Genomic DNA, 17,921 nt, shown 5'->3' with positions numbered 1-17,921 from the left:
CGTAGCCTGACCGGATGGAGACCCGCGAGATCACCGTCGGCGGCCGGACCCTCTCGTACACCGACAGCGCCCCGAGCCGCCCCTCCACGGCCCCCACGCTCGTGCTCGGCCACGGCTACTTCCTCGACCGCACCATGTTCTCGGCCGTTTTCGAGTCGTCCCTGGCGCACAGCTGGCGGATCATCGCCTGGGACGCGCGCGGCCACGGCAACTCCCCCGAGGGCGAGAGCCCGTTCGACTACTGGGACCAGGCGCGCGACGTCCTGGGCCTGCTGGACGCGCTGAAGGTGCCTCAGGCGGTGGTCGGTGGGGTGAGCCAGGGCGGGTTCACCGCTCTGCGGGTGGCGCTGCTGGCCCCGCAGCGGGTGCGGGGCCTGGTGCTCCTCGACACCGAGGCGCAGGCCTGCGACCCGCACGACAAGGTGGTCTACGCCGGGATGTTCGCCGGGCTGGCCGAGCACGGGCCGGTCGAGGGCATCGTGGTGCCGTTGTCCCGCCAGCTCATCGGCGAGCACCCGGCCGCGCACGCCTGGATCCGCAACTGGCAGCGGCACTACAGCCTTCCGCTCGGCGCGGCGGCGCAGTGCCTGCTGGAACGGGACGACGTGTCGGGGCGCCTGGGCGAGATCACCTGCCCGGCGCTGCTGGTGCGCGGCAGTGAGGACCAGTCGCTGCCCCGCTCGCGCATGCAACTGATGAGCGAGGCGATGCCGGGCGCGGGCGAGGTGCACGAGATCCCGGGCGCCGGTCACTCCCCCACCATCACGCACCCGCAGCAGGTGCTCACCCTGCTGGAGAGTTTCCTGCCGCGAACCGTCTGAACAACGGCAGCCCCTCGGCGGCCACCGCCTCGGCCAGGTCGGCCCAGGCTCGGTGGAACGCGGCCCGGGCGGCGACCGGAGGCCAGGGGCTGGGCAGCAGCTCCGGCGGAAGCAGCGGGTCGGGAGCCATGGCCTGGTCGAACGCTGCCACCAGTTCCAGCGCGCGGCGCAGGTTCTCGATGCGGTCACTACCAACAGGGGACGAGGTGAGCCTGGGTAGGGCGGTGTAGCGGCCGGAGATCTCGGGCAGGGGCCAGAGCGCTGCGGCCAGCTCGGCCGGTTCCCGCAGTTCCCCGCGGCGCAGGTCCTGGGTGCTCAGGGTCCAGCTGTTGACCTCCGCGTCCCCCAGCTCGGCGTTCACCAGCGCCTGCCAGGGGTCGGCGCTGACGTAGACGCCGGGCCGCAGCTGCGCCCCGCCCAGACGCACCAGGGTGCGCCGGACGTCGTCGCGCAACTGGCGATCCGTCTCCGGTACCGAATAGACGAACAGGTGCCACCACCCGTCCCAAGGTTCTTGCCCCTGGTCGCGTCGCGTTGCGAACTCGACGAAGGCCGCGTCGTGCCGCTCGGTCAGATCTGCGGTTGCCGTGCGCCGCAGGGTTCCGGCGCGCCCGCGCCCCTCCTGCACGAACTCTCCCGCCGCGATCATGCGCCGTACGGTCAGACGCATCGGCTGGTCGGGGATGCCCAGCGCGTTGCCCACGTCGTAGACCTGGGCCAGCGAGGCCGTCCCCTCGTCGTCGACCAGGCTCTCCACCACGAATCGCGCCGGCAGGCTCACGCCCCGACCTCCTTGACCATCTTGGTGACCGACCGGAAACCACCGTAGAGATCCCCCAGCGCGCCGACCCGCTCGGTCCGCGCAGCCGAGTAGCCGTGCCGCTCGTACAGCGCCCGCGCCCGGGGGTTGCTGTCGATCACCGAGAGACCGATGCGGTCGAACCCCTGCTCGGCGGCGATCCGGTCCACCTCGTCCAGAAGCCGGCCACCCACCCCACGGCCACGCATCCGCGCATCGACCGCGATCCCGTCCAAAAGCAGGTGGCCCTTCCGGGGTTCGCGGTGCAGCGGCAGAAGCAGCAGCATCCGCCACCAGGCGCTCGCGCCGTAGTGCTCGCGCAGGGAGCGCCAGGTGATCGAGAACGCGCCGTCGCCGTCGAGATTGAGCCCGACCACCCCGCAGACCACGCCGTCGACCTCCGCGCACACCATCCGATCGGGCCGCAGTGCCGCGGCCAGGAACCGCTCCCGGACCGCGCCGGTGCCCAGCCCTGGCCGCAACTTCGACCCGAACGCATCGCCGTAGAGGCGGGCCGCGTCGGCCTCGGCTCCGCGGGGGACGGCCCGGTGTATCCGGATCTCCATGTGATGACCTATCGTCGAGGAAACGATCGTTGCTGAAAGGATAGATCATGCGTCGCTGGCTGGCCGCCCTGGGGGCGGTGGTCCTCGTTCTGACCGGGCTCGCCGTTGCGGGTAACCACTTCGAGATGGATGAGCGCCGGATCCGCCTCACCGGGCCGCAGGGGCAGCTGGACGCCGTGCTCACTCTTCCGCGGCAGCGATCGGGGCCGGTGCCGGTGGTGGTGTTCGTGCACGGCGACGGGCCGGTCGAGGCCACCAACGACGGCCTGTACCGGCCTCAGTTCGAGGCGCTGGCCAAGGCGGGGGTGGCCTCGGTCTCCTGGAGCAAGCCAGGGGTAGGCGGATCGGAGGGCGACTGGCTCACCCAGGACCAGGCCGAGCGGGCACGTGAGGTGACGCAAGTGGTCGGGCAGTTGCGGCAGCGGTCAGAGCTGAACCCGGACGAGGTCGGGTTGTGGGGCGCCAGCCAGGGCGGCTGGGTCGTGCCGCAGGTGGCGGCGGATGATCCGCGCATCTCCTTCGTGGTTCTGCTCTCCCCCGCGATCAACTGGCTGCGGCAGGGCGAGTTCAACCTCCGGGCGACGGCCGCCGACCTTGATGCAGCGCTGAAGGAGAGAGAGCGGATCAACGCCGTTCTGGAGCGCAACGGCGACTACGACGACTACCTGGCCGCCGATCCGGACGGTGAGCCGATGAGCCGGGCCCGCTGGGGCTTCGTGCTGAAGAACTTTCGCAGCGACGCCACCTGCGCCCTGCACGACCTGGCGGCGCGAGGCACGCCGGTGCTGCTGGTCCTGGCCGGCCATGACCAGAACGTGGACGCGCACGAGACCGAACGGATCTACCGTTCCGTCCTCGGACCACAGAAACTGCAGGTGAGATGGTTCGCCGGGGCCGCCCACTCACTGGCTCGCACCGATGTGGAGCAGTCGCAGGTACGTGGTCTGCTGACCGCCGTGTTCCGGCCCCGCCGGCTGATGGCGCCCGGTTTTCTCGACGCACTGGCCGAGTACGCCGCCACCCGGACGGCCGATCGTAAAAGTCACGAAACGGAAAACGGGCAGACACCCGCCTCTTCTGCACCGCAAGATGCAGCGTGCGCCCGAGACCCCCTCACAACTGGCAACCGCTGATCGACCCGCGGACCGAGAGCCGACGCCGCAAGGGGGTCTTTATCGGTCTGGGCGTGCTCGGGTTGGTGGGTGGCGGTATCACCGTGGTCGCCGGCTTCATCATGGCCGGGGCCCTGCTGTTCGCCACCACGCCGGACGGGTACTCGGTGGACGACGTGTGCTGGGCGAACGACGGCAGCGAGGACGCCGAGGGCGAGCCGCTCGCGGAGGTGTTCTGCTCCGAGGACCACGACTACGTCAGCGGCCCCAACGTGCCCACCGACGAGGACTGCCCCAAGAAGACCGAGCGCTACCTCGACGAGCCGGACGGGACGGTCACCTGCCTGGAGCCACCCCGCAACGGCGAGTCCGGCAGTTCGGGCGGCATCGGGGGCTGACCGGGTGGATCCCGGGTGGGCCCCGGGAATACTTGTTGAGACAGATCTGTCTCACATGAGACAGTGATGTCTCAGCAAGTCTTCCGAAGGACTCACCATGACTTCCCGGGACGCGATCCTGGCCGCGGCCGTACGCCGTCTGAACACCGATGCCCGGGCCTCGATGGCCGACCTGGCCGCCGCGGCCGGGGTGGGCCGGGCCACGTTGCACCGCCACTTCTCCACCCGTGACGAACTGCTGCACGAACTGGGCACCCGCTCCCTGAACCGCTGGGAGCAGAGCATGGCCGAGGCCGGCGTGTCCGAGGCCATCGCCTCCGGCGACGCCGGGCGGATCGAGGCCTGCATCCGCGACGTGCTCAGCCGCTACCTGGCCGACTACGACGAGTTCGGCTTCGCCCTGACCGACCCCTACCTGCGGGTGGCCCCTGACCTGGTGGCCCGCACCGAGGAGCTGGCCTGGCAGGAGACGGCACTGCTGGCCGCCGGGCAGAAGGCCGGGCTGCTGCGCAGCGACCTCGACCCGCGCTGGCTGTCCTCCGCGGTGTACGGCATCCTCGTCGCCGCCCGCGACGCGGTCACGGTCGGCCGGGTCGCCCGCCAGGACCTCGACGCCTACGTGGTGGTCACCTTCCTGGAAGGGACCCGCGCCCGATGAGCACCCGGACCGCCCCCGTGGCGAAGATCGAGTCACCCCCGCGGCGCTGGGCCGGCCTCGCCGTCCTGGCCGCCAGCCTGCTCGTCGTGGTCATGGACATGACGGTGCTGAACGTCGCCCTGCCCGACCTGATCGCCGACCTGCAGCCCAGCCTGGTCTCCCAGCTGTGGATCGTCGACGCCTACCCGGTGGTGCTGGCCGGCCTGCTCGTACCGGTGGCCGCCCTGGCCGACCGGGTGGGCCGCAAACGCATGCTGCTGGCCGGTTTCACCGTGTTCGGGCTGACCTCGCTGCTGGTGCTGTTCGCCGACTCCCCCGGCGCCGTCATCGCCCTGCGGGTGCTCCTCGGCGTCGGCGGCGCGATGATCATGCCGACCACGCTCTCGCTGATCCGCGCCCTGTTCCCCGAGCCGGGCGAACGGGCGCTGGCGCTGGGCATCTGGGCGGCAATGGCCTCTCTGGGCGGCGCGATCGGCCCGATCGTGGCCGGCGTGCTGCTGGAGGTGTTCAGCTGGCACTCGGCCTTCCTGCTCAACGTGCCGCTGATGCTGGTGGCCGCCGTGGCCGGGATCTTCCTGCTGCCGGAGAGCCGGTCCGAGCGCCCCGCGCGCCTGGACGCGGTGGGCGTGCTGCTGTCGGTCGGCGGGATGGTCGGGATCGTCTACGCCATCAAGCATCTGAGCAAGTACGGCCTCGACGTGCCCACCGTGGCCGTCCTGGTGGCCGGCCTGCTGGCGATGGCCGCCTTCGTGCGGCGCTGCCTGGTGCAGAGCGAGCCCATGCTGGCGGTGGGTCTTTTCGCCGACCCGGTGTTCCGTTCCGGCGTGCTCTCGGCGCTTTCGCACAGCACCGTGTTCATGGCCCTGCTGCTGGTCGGTTCTCAGTGGCTGCAGCTGGTGCAGGGCTGGTCGCCGCTGGCCGCCGGGGCCGCCCTGCTGCCCACCGCCCTGGGTGGCCTGATCGGCTCGCCGTTCGCCCCGGCCCTGGCCGGCCGGATCGGGGTGCGCACCGTGATCACCTCCGGCCTGCTGGTCACCGCAGCGGGCCTGGCCACGGTCTTCCTGCTGCCCCGGCCGATCCCGTACGCGGGCCTGGCCGTCGCGTTCTTCATGGTCGGCCTCGGCGGCGCCGCCCTCGGCGTCGGGTCGGCACTGATCATGGGCCGCTCACCGGTGCACCAGGCCGGCTCGGCCGCCGCCATCGAGGAGATGTCCTTCGAGATCGGGGCCGTGCTCGGGGTGGCCGTGCTGGGCAGCATCGCCGGGGTCGTCTACCGCTCGGGGCTACCTGGGGACGCCGGTGACGCCGTCACCGAATCGGTCGCCGGGTCAGTGGGAACCAGGTTCCAGGAGGCGGCAGGCGAATCGTTCACCAATGCCTTCGCCGCCGTGGGGCTCATCGGGGCCCTGATGGTCGCGATCGCGGCCGTCGTGGTGTGGTGCTGGATCCCCCGGGAACTGGAACTGACCGACGTCCACCATTGAGAGTAGTGCCGTAACCCAGGGTATTCGTGCCGAAACCGGCGCGAATGTCCCTCTAGGATCGGTCGGTCATCACTAGGCCGATCCGTGGGGGAAACGGTTTGATCATCCGGCTGACGGTGCTCGATCCACAGCTCGATCCACAGGGCGGGGCGGAGCACGACGTCGAGATCAGCGCGTCCGGCGAGAGCACCGTGCGCTCGCTGCTGGCGGCGCTGCCCTTCCGTGTGGGCGATCGCCCCTGCTACGTGGGGCACGAGTGGCTCGACCCCGACGAGGTCATCGAGAACAGCCCGCTCACGGTCGGCTCGTACCTGACCATCGGGCAGCCCGGGCCGCTGACCCGGCCGGTGGCGCCCAACCTGGTTGCCCGCCTGCTGGTGCTCAGCGGCCCCGACGCCGGGCGCTCCCTGTTCCTGCCCGAGGGCACGAGCACGCTGGGGCGCTCGGCCGGGGCCGACGTGAAACTGCGCGACCCCAAGATCTCCCGCGAGCACGCGCACATCTCGGCGGCCCGCGAGGGCATCACGATCCAGGTCACCGAGGCCGCCGACCAGGCCAACGGGATCACCGTGGAGGGCGAGCGGATCGGTGCCCCCCGATTCCTGGCCCCCGGTCAGCGGTTCCAGGTCGGCGACGACGTGCTGCAGGTGATCGCCTCCCCCGGACCGCCGGTGCAGCTGAGCCGCACCACCGACGCGCACCTGGAGTTCGACCGCGCCTACGCGCCCACGCCCCGGGTCTCCCCCCTCGACCTGAGCTTCCCCAGCGCCCCGGCCGAGGGCAGCAGCAAGGGCGCCATGGTCGTGGCCATGTTCGTGCCGATGCTGCTCGGGGTCGCGATGGCCCTGATCATGAAGCAGCCGGCGATGCTGCTGTTCGCCGCCTTCACCCCGATCACGATGGGCGCCACGGCCTTCTTCGAGCGCCGGGCCCGCCGCGAGCGGATGGAGAAGTTCGAGAACTCCCGCAGCCGGGTGGCCGGCCAGATCGACCAGGCCACGGTCACCGAGATCCAGGTGCGTCACGCCCAGGCCCCCGACCCGGAGAGCATCGCGCTGATCGCCTCCGGTTCGGTGCGCGGGCTGTGGCCCCGCGACGGCCAGTCCGACGAGGCGCTGCTGCTGCGGGTCGGCCGGTACGACCGGCCGGCCTCGATCACGCTGCGCGGTGAGCCCTGGGTCGGGTTCGAGGACCCGTGGCTGCGCGGCGTGCCCTGGACGGTCGACCTGCGCGCCACCGGTGTGCTGGGCCTGGTCGGGCCGCCCGAGCGCACCACCCAGGTGGCCAACTGGCTGCTCACCCAGCTCGCCACCCTGCGCAGCCCGGCCGATCTGCGGATCGTGGTGCTCACCCCCGACGGTGACCCCGACCTGGCCTGGACGCGCTGGCTGCCGCACGTGGTGGCCGGTGACGGCGGCGAGACGCCGTGCGCGATCGGGGTCACCCCGGCCACCCGGGGCGCCCGCCTGGACGAGCTCAAGCAGCTCATCGCGATCCGCCAGGACGCGCTGCGCGAGGTGCACAACGCCCGCATCGACCAGCACGTGGTGGTGGTGCTGCAGGGCGCGCTGTCGATGCGCAAGGTGCCCGGCATCCGCGAGGTGCTGCACGACGGGCCCGAGGTCGGGGTCTACTCGATCTGCATCGACACCCGCGACATGATCGACTGCCGGGGCCTGGTGCGGCTCGACGGTGACACGGTCACCGCCTGGGGCGACCGGTCCGGCACGGCCGACGCGATCGTGCCCGAGCGCTTCAGCAGCCGCCAGGCCGAGGTGCTGGCCCGGGCCCTGGCCCCGATGCGTGACCGGCTCAGCGCCCGCGACGACCCGGGCGCCCTGCCCTACCCGCAGCGCTTCCTCGACCTGGTCGGCCTGGCCCGGCCCACCCCGGAAGACGTGCTCAAGCTCTGGGACGAGCACCCCGGCCCCCAGCTGGAGGTGCCGCTGGGCGCCGACGCGCAGGGCCCGGTCACCGTCGACCTGGCCGGGCAGGGCCCGCACACCATGCTGGCCGGGGCCACCGGCGCCGGTAAGAGCATCCTGCTGCAGACCCTGGTCACCTCGCTGCTGCTGGCCAACCGCCCGGACGAGCTGAACCTGGTGCTGGTCGACTTCAAGGGCGGCAGCGCGTTCCTGCCCTTCGAGCACTGCCCGCACGTGGTCGCGCTGATCCGCAACACCGAGGACGACCCGGCCCAGAAGTTCGACGAGGCCGCCGCCCAGCGGGTGCTCGCCTCGGTGCGGGCCGAGGTGCGCCGGCGCGAGTCGATGCTCGGCCGGCACGGCGGTGAGATCGACAACTACTGGAAGGCCCGCCGCAGCGATCCGCGGATGCCCGCGCTGCCGCGTCTGGTCATGGTGTTCGACGAGTACGCGCGGGCGATGGACACCTCGCCCGACTTCCCCAAGGAACTGATGGCGGTGGCCGGCAAGGGCCGCTCGCTGGGCATGCACCTGGTCTTCGCCACCCAGTCGCTGCAGGGCAAGCTCTCGCCGGAGATGAAGAACAACATCAGCCTGCGGATCACCCTGCGCCAGAACGAGAAGTCCGACAGCGTCGAGGTGCTCGGGACCCCGGACGCGGTGGGCATCCCCGGCCGGTTCAAGGGCCGCGGGCTGATCCTGTGCACCCTCGACGAGAGCCGCCAGCCCCGGCCGTTCCAGTCCGGCTACCTGGGCGATCCCCCGCCCGACGGCACCGCCCGGCCCGCCTCGGTACGGCACGTGGACTGGTCGCAGCTGGGCCTGCCCCGGCCCTCGGCCGGAGGCGGCCCGGTGCGGGGCGAGACCGACCAGACCCTGTCCATCGCCGCGGTCGAGGCGGCCTCGCGGGCGGCGAACCTGCCGCCGATGAAGCGGCCGCTGCTGCCCCCGCTGCCCGCCCTGCTGCGCACCGGCAACCTGCGGATGGCGCCGCCCGGGTCCCTGGCCTTCGCCGTGGCCGACGACCCGGAGAACCAGGAGCAGCCGGTCCTGGCCCTCGACCTGGCCGGCACCGACCGCTGGATGATCGCCGGCGGCCCGCAGTCCGGGCGCACCAACGCGCTGCGCGCCCTGATCAACGGCGTCTCGATCCACCGCAGCGACCAGGTGCACCTGTACGTGGTGGCCAACCGCGAGGGCGAACTCAACGCCTGCGCGGCCCTGCCGCACACCGGCGCGGTGATGCACATCGGCGAGCCCGACCGGATCCGCCGCCTGGTCACCTGGCTGGCCGAGGAGGTCCAGAAACGGACGAGGGAACGGTTCGCCTCGGGCGCCCCGAGACCGGCCCTGGTGGTCCTGGTCGACGGCTGGGAAGGCCTGGAGAACCGCAACCAGGGCCTGTTCGACGAGACCAGCGTCCTCACCATGCTCTACGAGGTGATCCAGGGCGGTCCCCCGGTGGGCGTGCACGTCGTGGTCACCGGCGGTCAGGTGATGATCAACGGCCGGCTGCCCGACCTGTTCAACCGGCGCGTCCTGCTGGCCTTCCCCAACGAGTCGGCCCGCCGGGCCGCGATCGGCGGTCAGTTCAGCCCGCCGCCCCGGCTGCCCGGCCGCGGCATCGAGACGGCCACCGGCTGCCACGTGCAGATCTTCCAGGTGGACGAGGCCGACTTCACCGCCCGCACCCGCGAGGCCCACAGCCTGACCAGTGCGCCGCGCGCTCTCGCGGCGCTGCCGGTGCACGTGCCGCTGGGCGAGCGCATCCTCTGGCAGAACGTGCCCAGCCCCACCTGGATCCCGCTGGGACGCGGTGGGCCCCACATCGAACCGCTCGGGGTGGACCTGTTCGGCGACGACCCGCACCTGCTGCTGATCAGCGGGCCCGAGGGCAGCGGCCGCAGCACCAGCGCCAACGCGATCGTGCAGTCGCTGCTGCACGTGGGTATCCCGGTGCTGGCCATCGCCCCGCCGCGCTCGCCGCTGCAGACCCTGGCCGGGCTGTCGCCGCAGTTGACCGTGCTGTCCGGAACCACCTGGAACGACGAGAAACTGAGGACGGCGGTGGCCCCCTTCGAGGGGGGACGTCACGCGGTGGTGGTGGACGACTTCGATCAGATGAAGATCGAGGCGCGGATCGAGAACTTCGCCCCCGCCCCCACGCTGCTCGAGGATCTGGCCGATCCGGCCTCGGCCGGCACCCGGGCGCTGGTGCTGTGCGGTGACGCCGGGCCGGTGCTCGAGGGCTCGGTGCGCTCACTGGCGCGGGTGGTGGAGACGTCGATCCAGAACGGCACCCGTCTGGTGCTGGCCCCCACCGGGGTCTTCGCCGCCCGCCAGCTGGGCTTCACGCTGGAGCGCGACCAGATCCTGCCGGTGCCGCCCGGGCGGGGCTACCTGGCCGTCCGCCGGTCGGTGCAGCCGATCCAGGCCGCGGGCGTGGCCTGAGCGGCGCGTTCGTAGTACGCCTGCCCGGCGCTCGGGTGCCTTCCACAACACCCGGCGCCGGGGCACGACGCGTGTTTCTGTTCTGTGCTCGGCTCAGGGCTCGGCTCAGGCGCCGGCGGCGGAACCCAGCTCGGAGTCGAGCTGCTGGTGCCGGGCGATGGCCTGGTTCAGGAAGGCGCTCATGCCCTCGAGGCCCTGGATCACGTTGCTGGCGCCGGTGTTCCACTGCTGGTACGACTGCTGGAACCGGCCCGAGGCCTGGTCGGTGACGAACCCGCTGGCGACCAGACCGTCGACCAGGCCCTTGAGCCGGTTCAGGTTGGCGATCATCTCTTCGCGGCCGGCGTTCAGCTGGGTGGCCGTGCTCTGCAGGTCTTCGTAACGGACGTTGATACTCATGGTTACCCCTCTGCGTTAACGGTTTCCGGTGTGGAAGCTGTGGGTGGAACTCACTTGCGGGTGGAGAAGCACTTGCGCTCGGACGAGGAGACGGCGTACTCCGGCTTGTCGTCGGCCGCCGCCGTGTCGGACGTGGGCGCCCGGTAGTACACGTCGACCGTCATGCAGTACTTGTGGCCGGATTTCAGGCCGGTGAGCGTGTACGCGCCGGCCTGGATCTGCTCGGGCTCCAGCCAGATGGTCTCGCCCTTCTCGACCACCACGCGGTGCGCGTTCTCGTAGGGCCCCTGCGAGTGCCAGGTGATGGTGATGCTGGTGGGGCTGCGGTCGGTGGCCCGCAGACCGCTGACCGTGGGCGGCACGAAGGTGGCCGGCGACTCCTGCGGGGTGACCGACTCGTCGGGCTTGTCGGGAGCCATCACCGAGAGACCGACCACGACCGCGGCGACGGTGACCAGACCACCCACGGTGGAGGTGAGCAGGCGCCGCTTCCACGACCAGCCGGCCTTCTCCTTGGGACGGCGGCCACCGACCACGACGGTCACGCCGTCGGGGATCTGGGTGCCCTCGTTGGGGAGAACGGCATTGAACTGAGGGACGGGTGGCGCGGGTTGCGCCGAATCGGGACGACCGCGGTGGCCCACCTGGTTGTACGCGCCGTGCTGGTTGCCCGGCCCGGCCTGCACCTCGTGTCCCGGCCACCCGCCCTGGTGAGCGCGGCCGTTCTGGCCCGGGTGGCCGCCTTGGCTGCCCTGCCCGTTCTGGCCGCCCTGGCTCCCCTGGCCGTTCTGGCCCAGCAGGCCGTTCTGGTTGCCGAGGCCGCTCGAGTTCCCTTGCGTGTTCCGGTTTCCCGGGCCGCCGTAGTTCCCGGGGCCGCTCAGGCTTCCCTGGCCGCCCTGATTTCCTGGGCTGCCATGGCTCCCGGGGCCGCTCTGGTTGCCGGGGCCGCTCTGGCTTCCTGGGTCTGACTGGGCCGCCCGTCCCCGTCGGCCGAACCGGCCCTTCTTTCCGGCCTGGCTGTCCTGGCCGAGGTGGGTGGCCTGGTCGGTGATACCGGCCCCGTCGGTGGGCATGCCGGGCCAGGGAGTCTCGGCCTGCCACGAGTCGTCGGGCTGCCAGGAGGCGGACCCCGGCCAGGGATTACCGGTCTGGCTCAGACCGCCGGACTTCCCCGAGCCGCCAGGCTGACCCGGGCCGCCAGGCTGCCCCTGCCCACCCGTTTGGCCTTGGCTGCCGGCCCGGCCATCGAACTGCCCCTGACCACCGGTCTGCCCATGACCACCCAGGGGCCCACTGCCGGGCTCACCCTGGCGGTCACTTCTACCCGTGGTGCCGCTGCCGCCTGCGTAGCCATTGCCGTAGCCGTTGTCGCCGCCGTAGCCGCTACCTGTGGAGCCGTGGCCACCTGCGTGGCCGTCACCACCGCCGAAGCCGCTGCCACCCGCAGAGCCGTTGCCGCCCGAGTAGCCGTCACCACCGCCGAAGCCGCTGCCACCCGCAGAGCCGTTGCCGCCCGAGTAGCCGTCACCACCGCCGTAGCCGTTGCCGTTGCCGTTGCTACGGGCGTGGCCGACCGCGCCGTAACCGCCTGCCGTACCAGGCCTACCGGCCTGGCCCGGGCCAGCGCCGTGACCAGTGTCTGCTCCTGGGCCTGTGGTGTGCCGGGACGGGTCGGACCAGGGCTGACCGGACCAGGACTCGTCGGACCACGACTGATCGCCGTGCGGCCCCTGCCCGTTCGCGCCACCGCGCCCACCAGAACCCCCGGGCCCGGAGGTGTCGCCGGGCCGCCCGGGTACCAGGGTGGAGGGCTCCGGGCCGGTGGGGCGAGCCCGGCTGGTGTCAGCGACCGGCGCCAGGCCCGGAGGCACGGTGACCGGGAGCCCCAGCTCCCGCTCGACTGCCTGCAGGCCCACGATGAACTCGGCCATGTCGGCCGGTCTGTCCTTCGGGGCCGGGGCGAGCGCCTCGGTGAGGGCCTGCGAAAGGGAAGCAGGCACGTCTGTACGCACGAAGGGCGGCGGGGCAGAGCGGAAGCGCTGCTGGATGGACAGCAGGGTGTTGCCCGGGTCGACCGGGTACGGCGGGCGGCCGGCCAGCGCGGTGTACAGCGTGGAGGCCAGGGCCCACAGGTCGGACTGGGCCGTCGGTTCCTCGTACGAGAGCACCTCGGGCGCAGCGTGGTTCGGCGTCCAGGCCACGGTCGCGTTCCCGGCCTGCCGTGCGTCCACCGCGATGCCGAAGTCGGCCAGCACCGGCTCGTTCAGCGCGGTGAGCAGGATGTTGCCCGGCTTCACGTCGCGGTGCAGCACCCCGTGACTGTGGGCGTAGCCCAGCGCCGAGGCCATCTTGATGGCCAGGCGCAGCAGGACCGGCGGGGGCATCGGGCCGCTGTCACGCAGGCCGTCGGCCAGGGAACCGCCGTCGTACCAGGGCATCATCAGGTACGGCTGGCCGTGACGGGTCAGGCCGTGCTGGTACACGTCCACGATGTTCGGGTGGGTGCCGAGCTTGCCGGTCAGGCCCATCTCCCGGCTGAAGCGCTCGCGGTCGCGGCGGTCCACCCCGTCGGCACTCATGATCTTGACCGCCACCGTGCGGTTCAGCGCGGGCTGGAAGGCCCGGTAGATCACGCTGAACCCGCCGCTGGCCACGGCCTCCATACCGACCAGGCCGTCGAGCTCGGGGATCACGTCGCCGATCTGGGCGCCGCCGGGGGCACCGAGGTGCTCGCTCATGCCCACCTCCTCGGGCGCGGGTCGACCGCGCGCGCCAGGCGACGGGCCCAGGGCCGGTGCGGGGCCAGGGCCTTCTCGATCTGCCGGAGATGGCCCCAGGCCTGCGGATCCGCGCCGCGCGAGGATCCGCCGTAGACCTGCGCGTCGACCAGGCGGCCGAGGGCGTCCACGTCTCGCCCGGTGCCCGGCTCCACCCCGGTCAGCAGCCTGCGCACCTCGAGCGAGGTGCGCCCGGCGCTGGGATGGCCGAGATCGGCCAGCCGGTCGAGCAGTTCGGCCCAGGCGCCGAGAGCACCGGCGGCCTGGCGACGACGCCGGCGCAGGACGTTCACGACCGCGCCCACGACGGGCAGGGCGAGCAGCAACGCCAGCACGACGGCCACCGCGGCGATCAGCGGCGTCCAGTCGGTGGTCTCGGCCTCGGCCGTACCGGCCTGGTCCAGGCTGCCCTCCTGCGGCGGGCCGGTGTCGGCCGGCTCCTCCTTCGGCGGTTCGGGCTGCTGGGTGGGCTGTTCCTGCTGCTGTTCCTCCTGCTCCAGCGGGGCGCTGGAGCCGGAGCGGTCGGGCGTGGCCGAGAACGGCACCCAGCCCTGCCCCTGGAACCAGATCTCCGGCCAGGCGTCGGCGTCGCCGAAGCTCACGGTGACCTTGCCGGACTCGTCGGCCCGGCCCGCTGCGAAGCCCACCGCGACCCGGGCCGGCAGGCCGAGACTGCGGGCCATCAGCACGTAGGCGGTGGCGAACTGGTCGGGGGTGCCGTTGCCCTGGTTCGCGTCGTTGCCGTTGTTACCGTTGCCGGAACCGTTCGCGCCGAACAGTTCCAGGACCCGGCCGCAGCTGTGGCCGGGCATGGCCTCCGGGTCGAGCTTCAGGCCGGACGACTGGCTGAACCAGGTCTGCAGGGCCAGGGCCTGGCTGAGCGGACGGCCGTCGGCGCCGGCCACGGCGGACTGGGCCAGCCGGACGATCTGGCCGTCGGTGCAGCCCTCCAGCGAGCGGCTGGGGTCGCCGGACCCGGCCCGCCCGGCGGCTGTTCCGGCCAGGCTCTCCTTCTCGGTCTCGCCCAGCGTGACGGTCTGCTCGTAGGTGCCGTTGAGCCCTTCCGGATCGACCAGGGTCTCGGCGCGCAGGTCGTACGTCATGCCCGGGCGGGCCAGGTGGCCGACCCGGCCGGTGACCGGCACGTAGACGCCCTCCAGGGCGACCGGGGTGACACTGACCTCGGACTGGGCCAGGGGCGGGCGGGTCTCCTCGGACTCGGGCAGGTCGTAGCCCACCGGCACGGCCGGGGTGCTGCTGCTCCAGCGGATCCCGTCGTAGGTGTCGAGGGTGGCGATGCGCCAGGGCTGGGGGTTCTTCTGCCAGGCCGCGTCGACCTGGGCCTCGAACGCGGTGTCGCCGGAGTGCCGCAGCCAGCCGGCCAGTTCGTCCATCGGCGCGGTGGGCTGCTCGGCCTTCAGCGGCGGGGCGGTGAGGTGGCGCGGATCCATCGGCTCGCGGGCGAGGCCGCCCACGGCCAGCCCTCCGGCGCAGCCCAGGGCCAGCACCACGGTGGTCACCGCGATGGAGACCGGGTTGGGCCGGGCGAGCACGAGGAAGCCGGTGGCCAGGACGAACGGCAGCGCGACCCACAGCGGATCGCCGGCGCCGCCGACCCCGCAGATCAGCGCGGTGAGCAGCAGGCACAGCGCGGGGGCGGCCAGGGCCAGGCCGCCCCGGCTGCGGGCGATCGCCGCAGTGGCGGCCGCGGCCAGGGCGCACAGCACGGCGAACTGCGGCAGCAGGTCGGCCGCCGGAGGCGCGGGCAGGGTGGTGGTGAGGATGCGCGAAATACCGCCGGTGACGGCCTCGATCACACCGGTGACCGCGTCGGCCGGGGCCGTGCTGCGGGGAACGGCCACCGTCATGGCCGTGATCAGCCCGGCCACCAGGGCCGCGACCAGCCCGAGGGCCAGCCGGGCGAGCCCACGCAGGGCGGGCAGCCCGGCGGTGGCCCGGTCGGCGAACACCACAGCCATGGCTCCCAGCAGGGTTCCGCTCAGCGCGGGCACCGGCAAGGACAGCGGCGGGTAGATGCGCCACCAGGCCACCGCGGCGGCCAGGACGGTGATCAGGCCCAGCACCAGACGCTGCAGAATCACACCGGACTGGTGGCTACTGCTCTGGACCGGAGGCTGAGCCGAACCCGACTGCGGGCGCTGACGATTGGGGGCGTTCGGCGCCCGGCGGGTGGGGGCGTCGATCGGCGGGGCGCTCATCCCCACCTCCGGTTCCAGGCCGCGGCCAGCTCGGACGCGGTGGCCTCGGTGAGCACGGCGACGCCGGGCTCGGCGCTCGGGCGCTGGTTGCGGGCGGCCGGATCGACCACCGCGGCCAGCACGGTGGACCAGGTCTGGCGCAGCGGGGCCAGCGCGGCGAGCTCGTCCCGGGCGTTGGGGCCGAGGACGGCCACGGCCGTGCGGCCGCCGCCCGAGGTGCGCTGCGAAGCGCTGGCCAGGGTCTGCCCGTTGTTGTGGCCCGGCCGGCCGGGCTCGCCGAGGGTGATCCCGGCCAGGCCGTCGAGGATGGCCGAGGCCGAACCGGCCAGGCCCCGGCCGCTGACCGGGCTGACCCGCACGGTGACCGCCGCGGCCAGGGCCATGGTGGCGACCGAGGCGGCGAACGAGACCGCCTCCTCGAAGTCGTGCTCGCTGCGGTAGGAACTCGCCCGGTCGTCGAGCAGGATCAGGATGTCGCTGCGGGTGCTGTCGACGTGCGTGCGCACGGTCAGCGGCCCACCGCGGGCCAGGCCCTTCCAGTGGATGATGCGCAGGTCGTCGCCGGGCACGTACTCGCGCAGACCGGAGAACGTGACCCCGTTCTCGGCGCCGGAATTGGCGCGCGGGCCCTCCATGTCGCGCGACTGGCCCTGGGAGGGCTGGCTCAGCGGGTAGGTGCGCGGGCGCACGATGAGCTGCAGCACACCGCCCAGCTCGCGCTGACGGTGGGCGAGCTCGCACAGGTCGTGCTGGTGCAGGCGCAGCGGGCCGACCGGGAACACACCCCGCCGGCTGGTGTCGAGGTCGTAGACCACCCGCCGCATCTCACCGCTGGAGCCCTTCGGCACCGGGATCTCGTGCTTGCGGCCCCCCACCTGGTCGACCGCGCGCATCGAACGGCCCCGGCCCCCCATGCGGATCTGCAGCATGCCGATGGCCTTCTCGCCGACCGACACCCGCTGCGGGGCGATGCTGCGCTCCACCTGGACCGAGACCCGGGCCAGCACCTGCGCCGCGGCGACCAGTACGAGCAGCGCGGCGGCGAACGCCACCCCCACCAGCTCGACGTAGCCGAAGCCGAAACCGGCCACCAGACCGGCCACGGCCACCGCCAGCAGACCCTTGCCGGCCGGGCTGAGCCGGATCCGGCCGAGATCGACGGACTCACCACCGAGCGGACTGCCCAGCGCCGGCGCAGCGGCCCCGCCGGCCTGCCCCTGCGGCACACCCGGGCCGGCCGGAGCCGGGCGGGCGGACTGCGGCCCGGTCACCCCACGCGATCCACGCGGACCGGCGGGCCCGGCGGCCGGCTGGGCGCCGGCCGGCTCGGTCATCACCACCGGCGGTTACCCTGCCCGGCGGCCAGCGAGGTGGGCGTGGGCAGGCCACTGATCACCCGGTCGACCAGGTCGAAGTCGGTGACGCCGGCCAGCTCGGCCTGCGGGGTGAGGATCAGCCGGTGCGCCAGCACGGCCGAGGCCATCGACTTCACGTCGTCGGCGGTCACGAAGCCGCGCCCGTCGATCGCCGCCGCGGTGCGCGAGGCCCGCAGCAGGGCCAGGCCGGCGCGCGGGCTGGCCCCGATCCGCACCTCCGGCAGCTGCCGGGTGGCCCCGGTGACCGCCACGATGTAGTCGCGGATCTCGTCGGCCACGTGCACCTTGGCGATCTGGGTGATCATCTGCTGGACCACGTCCAGGCCGATGACCGGGCGGATCGAGGCCACGGTGGGGCCGTCCGCCTCGTACTTGAGCATGGCCGACTCGGTGCCCGGGTCGGGGTAGCCGATGCTGATCCGCATCATGAACCGGTCGAGCTGGGCCTCCGGCAGCCGGAACGTGCCGTCCATCTCGACCGGGTTCTGGGTGGCGACCACGGTGAACGGGCGGGGCACCGGGTACTCCCGGCCGTCCACGGTGACGTGCCGCTCCTCCATCACCTCGAGCAGCGCCGACTGGGTCTTCGGCGAGGCCCGGTTGATCTCGTCGGCCAGCACCAGGTTGGCGAACACCGGGCCGGGCCGGAACTCGAAACGCCCCGACTGCTGGTGGTAGACGGTGATCCCGGTGACGTCGGCGGGCAGCAGGTCGGGGGTGAACTGCACGCGCTGCCAGCGCCCCTCCACGCTCGCCGCGAGCGCCCGGGCGAGCGTGGTCTTACCGACCCCGGGGACGTCCTCGACCAGCAGGTGCCCCTCACTGAGCAGGGTGATCACCGCCAGCCGGACGGCCTCCGGCTTGCCCTGGAGGGCCCGCTCCACGCTGGAGCGGATACTCCCGGCAATGTCGGCAAGTTCAGACATCGTGTCTCCT

The 17,921-nt window shown here is 72.6% G+C and carries 13 protein-coding genes; 6 read left to right on the top strand and 7 right to left on the bottom strand.

Annotated features, from left to right (window positions below):
• Positions 1 to 14 precede the first annotated feature (14 nt).
• Positions 15 to 821: an alpha/beta fold hydrolase gene (locus LWF15_RS06810; protein ID WP_232809522.1), complete on the top strand. Its 807-nt coding sequence runs from the start codon at positions 15 to 17 to the stop codon at positions 819 to 821.
• Here the strand turns inward: LWF15_RS06810 and LWF15_RS06805 are convergent.
• Both LWF15_RS06805 and LWF15_RS06800 read right to left on the bottom strand, forming a co-directional pair.
• Positions 784 to 1,602 carry a PaaX family transcriptional regulator C-terminal domain-containing protein gene (locus tag LWF15_RS06805; RefSeq protein ID WP_232809521.1) on the bottom strand — a complete coding sequence of 273 codons (819 nt, stop codon included), beginning with the start codon at positions 1,600 to 1,602 and terminating at the stop codon, positions 784 to 786. The genes LWF15_RS06810 and LWF15_RS06805 overlap by 38 nt on opposite strands.
• Positions 1,599 to 2,186: a GNAT family N-acetyltransferase gene (locus LWF15_RS06800; protein WP_232809520.1), complete on the bottom strand. Its 588-nt coding sequence runs from the start codon at positions 2,184 to 2,186 to the stop codon at positions 1,599 to 1,601. Before LWF15_RS06800 ends, LWF15_RS06805 begins: the two co-directional genes overlap by 4 nt.
• 47 nt (positions 2,187 to 2,233) lie before the next feature.
• Between LWF15_RS06800 and LWF15_RS06795 the strand changes: the two genes are divergently transcribed.
• From LWF15_RS06795 to LWF15_RS06775, 5 genes are all read left to right on the top strand, one after another.
• A complete protein-coding gene (locus tag LWF15_RS06795; protein ID WP_232809519.1) occupies positions 2,234 to 3,319 on the top strand; it encodes an alpha/beta hydrolase family protein in 1,086 nt (361 codons plus the stop codon).
• Positions 3,283 to 3,696 (top strand): hypothetical protein, encoded by a 414-nt coding sequence (locus LWF15_RS06790; protein WP_232809518.1) that lies wholly within the window; start codon positions 3,283 to 3,285, stop codon positions 3,694 to 3,696. Before LWF15_RS06795 ends, LWF15_RS06790 begins: the two co-directional genes overlap by 37 nt.
• A gap of 97 nt (positions 3,697 to 3,793) precedes the next feature.
• Positions 3,794 to 4,354: a TetR/AcrR family transcriptional regulator gene (locus LWF15_RS06785; RefSeq protein ID WP_232809517.1), complete on the top strand. Its 561-nt coding sequence runs from the start codon at positions 3,794 to 3,796 to the stop codon at positions 4,352 to 4,354.
• Positions 4,351 to 5,838, top strand: a complete 1,488-nt coding sequence (locus LWF15_RS06780) for an MFS transporter (RefSeq protein ID WP_232809516.1) — start codon at positions 4,351 to 4,353, stop codon at positions 5,836 to 5,838. The genes LWF15_RS06785 and LWF15_RS06780 overlap by 4 nt, the downstream gene beginning before the upstream one ends.
• A 98-nt stretch (positions 5,839 to 5,936) precedes the next feature.
• Positions 5,937 to 10,214, top strand: a complete 4,278-nt coding sequence (locus LWF15_RS06775) for an FtsK/SpoIIIE domain-containing protein (RefSeq protein ID WP_232809515.1) — start codon at positions 5,937 to 5,939, stop codon at positions 10,212 to 10,214.
• 105 nt (positions 10,215 to 10,319) lie between these two features.
• Here LWF15_RS06775 and LWF15_RS06770 read toward each other — a convergent pair whose 3' ends face one another.
• From LWF15_RS06770 to LWF15_RS06750, 5 genes are read right to left on the bottom strand one after another with little or no spacing between them, the layout of a single operon-like run.
• The gene (locus LWF15_RS06770; protein WP_232809514.1) at positions 10,320 to 10,613 is read right to left on the bottom strand and encodes a WXG100 family type VII secretion target; all 294 of its coding nucleotides are present in this window, start codon (positions 10,611 to 10,613) and stop codon (positions 10,320 to 10,322) included.
• Positions 10,614 to 10,663: 50 nt separating this feature from the next.
• Positions 10,664 to 13,351, bottom strand: coding sequence for a protein kinase domain-containing protein (locus LWF15_RS06765; RefSeq protein ID WP_232809513.1), 2,688 nt, complete (start codon positions 13,349 to 13,351; stop codon positions 10,664 to 10,666).
• Positions 13,348 to 15,609, bottom strand: coding sequence for a DUF4129 domain-containing transglutaminase family protein (locus LWF15_RS06760; RefSeq protein WP_232809512.1), 2,262 nt, complete (start codon positions 15,607 to 15,609; stop codon positions 13,348 to 13,350). Before LWF15_RS06760 ends, LWF15_RS06765 begins: the two co-directional genes overlap by 4 nt.
• Entirely contained in the window at positions 15,606 to 16,943 is a 1,338-nt protein-coding gene (locus LWF15_RS06755) for a DUF58 domain-containing protein (protein ID WP_232809867.1), read from the bottom strand. The genes LWF15_RS06760 and LWF15_RS06755 overlap by 4 nt, the downstream gene beginning before the upstream one ends.
• A complete protein-coding gene (locus LWF15_RS06750; RefSeq protein WP_232809511.1) occupies positions 16,943 to 17,911 on the bottom strand; it encodes an AAA family ATPase in 969 nt (322 codons plus the stop codon). Before LWF15_RS06750 ends, LWF15_RS06755 begins: the two co-directional genes overlap by 1 nt.
• Between the last annotated feature and the right edge of the window lie 10 nt (positions 17,912 to 17,921).

This window comes from Kineosporia rhizophila, assembly GCF_021277265.1.
Lineage (GTDB): Bacteria > Actinomycetota > Actinomycetes > Actinomycetales > Kineosporiaceae > Kineosporia > Kineosporia rhizophila.
This window is presented reverse-complemented; position numbering and strand designations above follow the sequence as displayed.

Coding starts and splice junctions, on each gene's coding strand:
- LWF15_RS06785 (WP_232809517.1), top strand. CDS start 3,794: ATGACTTCCCGGGACGCGATCCTGGCCGCGGCCGTACGCCGTCTGAAC.
- LWF15_RS06755 (WP_232809867.1), bottom strand. CDS start 16,943: ATGACCGAGCCGGCCGGCGCCCAGCCGGCCGCCGGGCCCGCCGGTCCG.
- LWF15_RS06780 (WP_232809516.1), top strand. CDS start 4,351: ATGAGCACCCGGACCGCCCCCGTGGCGAAGATCGAGTCACCCCCGCGG.
- LWF15_RS06795 (WP_232809519.1), top strand. CDS start 2,234: ATGCGTCGCTGGCTGGCCGCCCTGGGGGCGGTGGTCCTCGTTCTGACC.
- LWF15_RS06810 (WP_232809522.1), top strand. CDS start 15: ATGGAGACCCGCGAGATCACCGTCGGCGGCCGGACCCTCTCGTACACC.
- LWF15_RS06750 (WP_232809511.1), bottom strand. CDS start 17,911: ATGTCTGAACTTGCCGACATTGCCGGGAGTATCCGCTCCAGCGTGGAG.
- LWF15_RS06760 (WP_232809512.1), bottom strand. CDS start 15,609: ATGAGCGCCCCGCCGATCGACGCCCCCACCCGCCGGGCGCCGAACGCC.
- LWF15_RS06770 (WP_232809514.1), bottom strand. CDS start 10,613: ATGAGTATCAACGTCCGTTACGAAGACCTGCAGAGCACGGCCACCCAG.
- LWF15_RS06800 (WP_232809520.1), bottom strand. CDS start 2,186: ATGGAGATCCGGATACACCGGGCCGTCCCCCGCGGAGCCGAGGCCGAC.
- LWF15_RS06765 (WP_232809513.1), bottom strand. CDS start 13,351: ATGAGCGAGCACCTCGGTGCCCCCGGCGGCGCCCAGATCGGCGACGTG.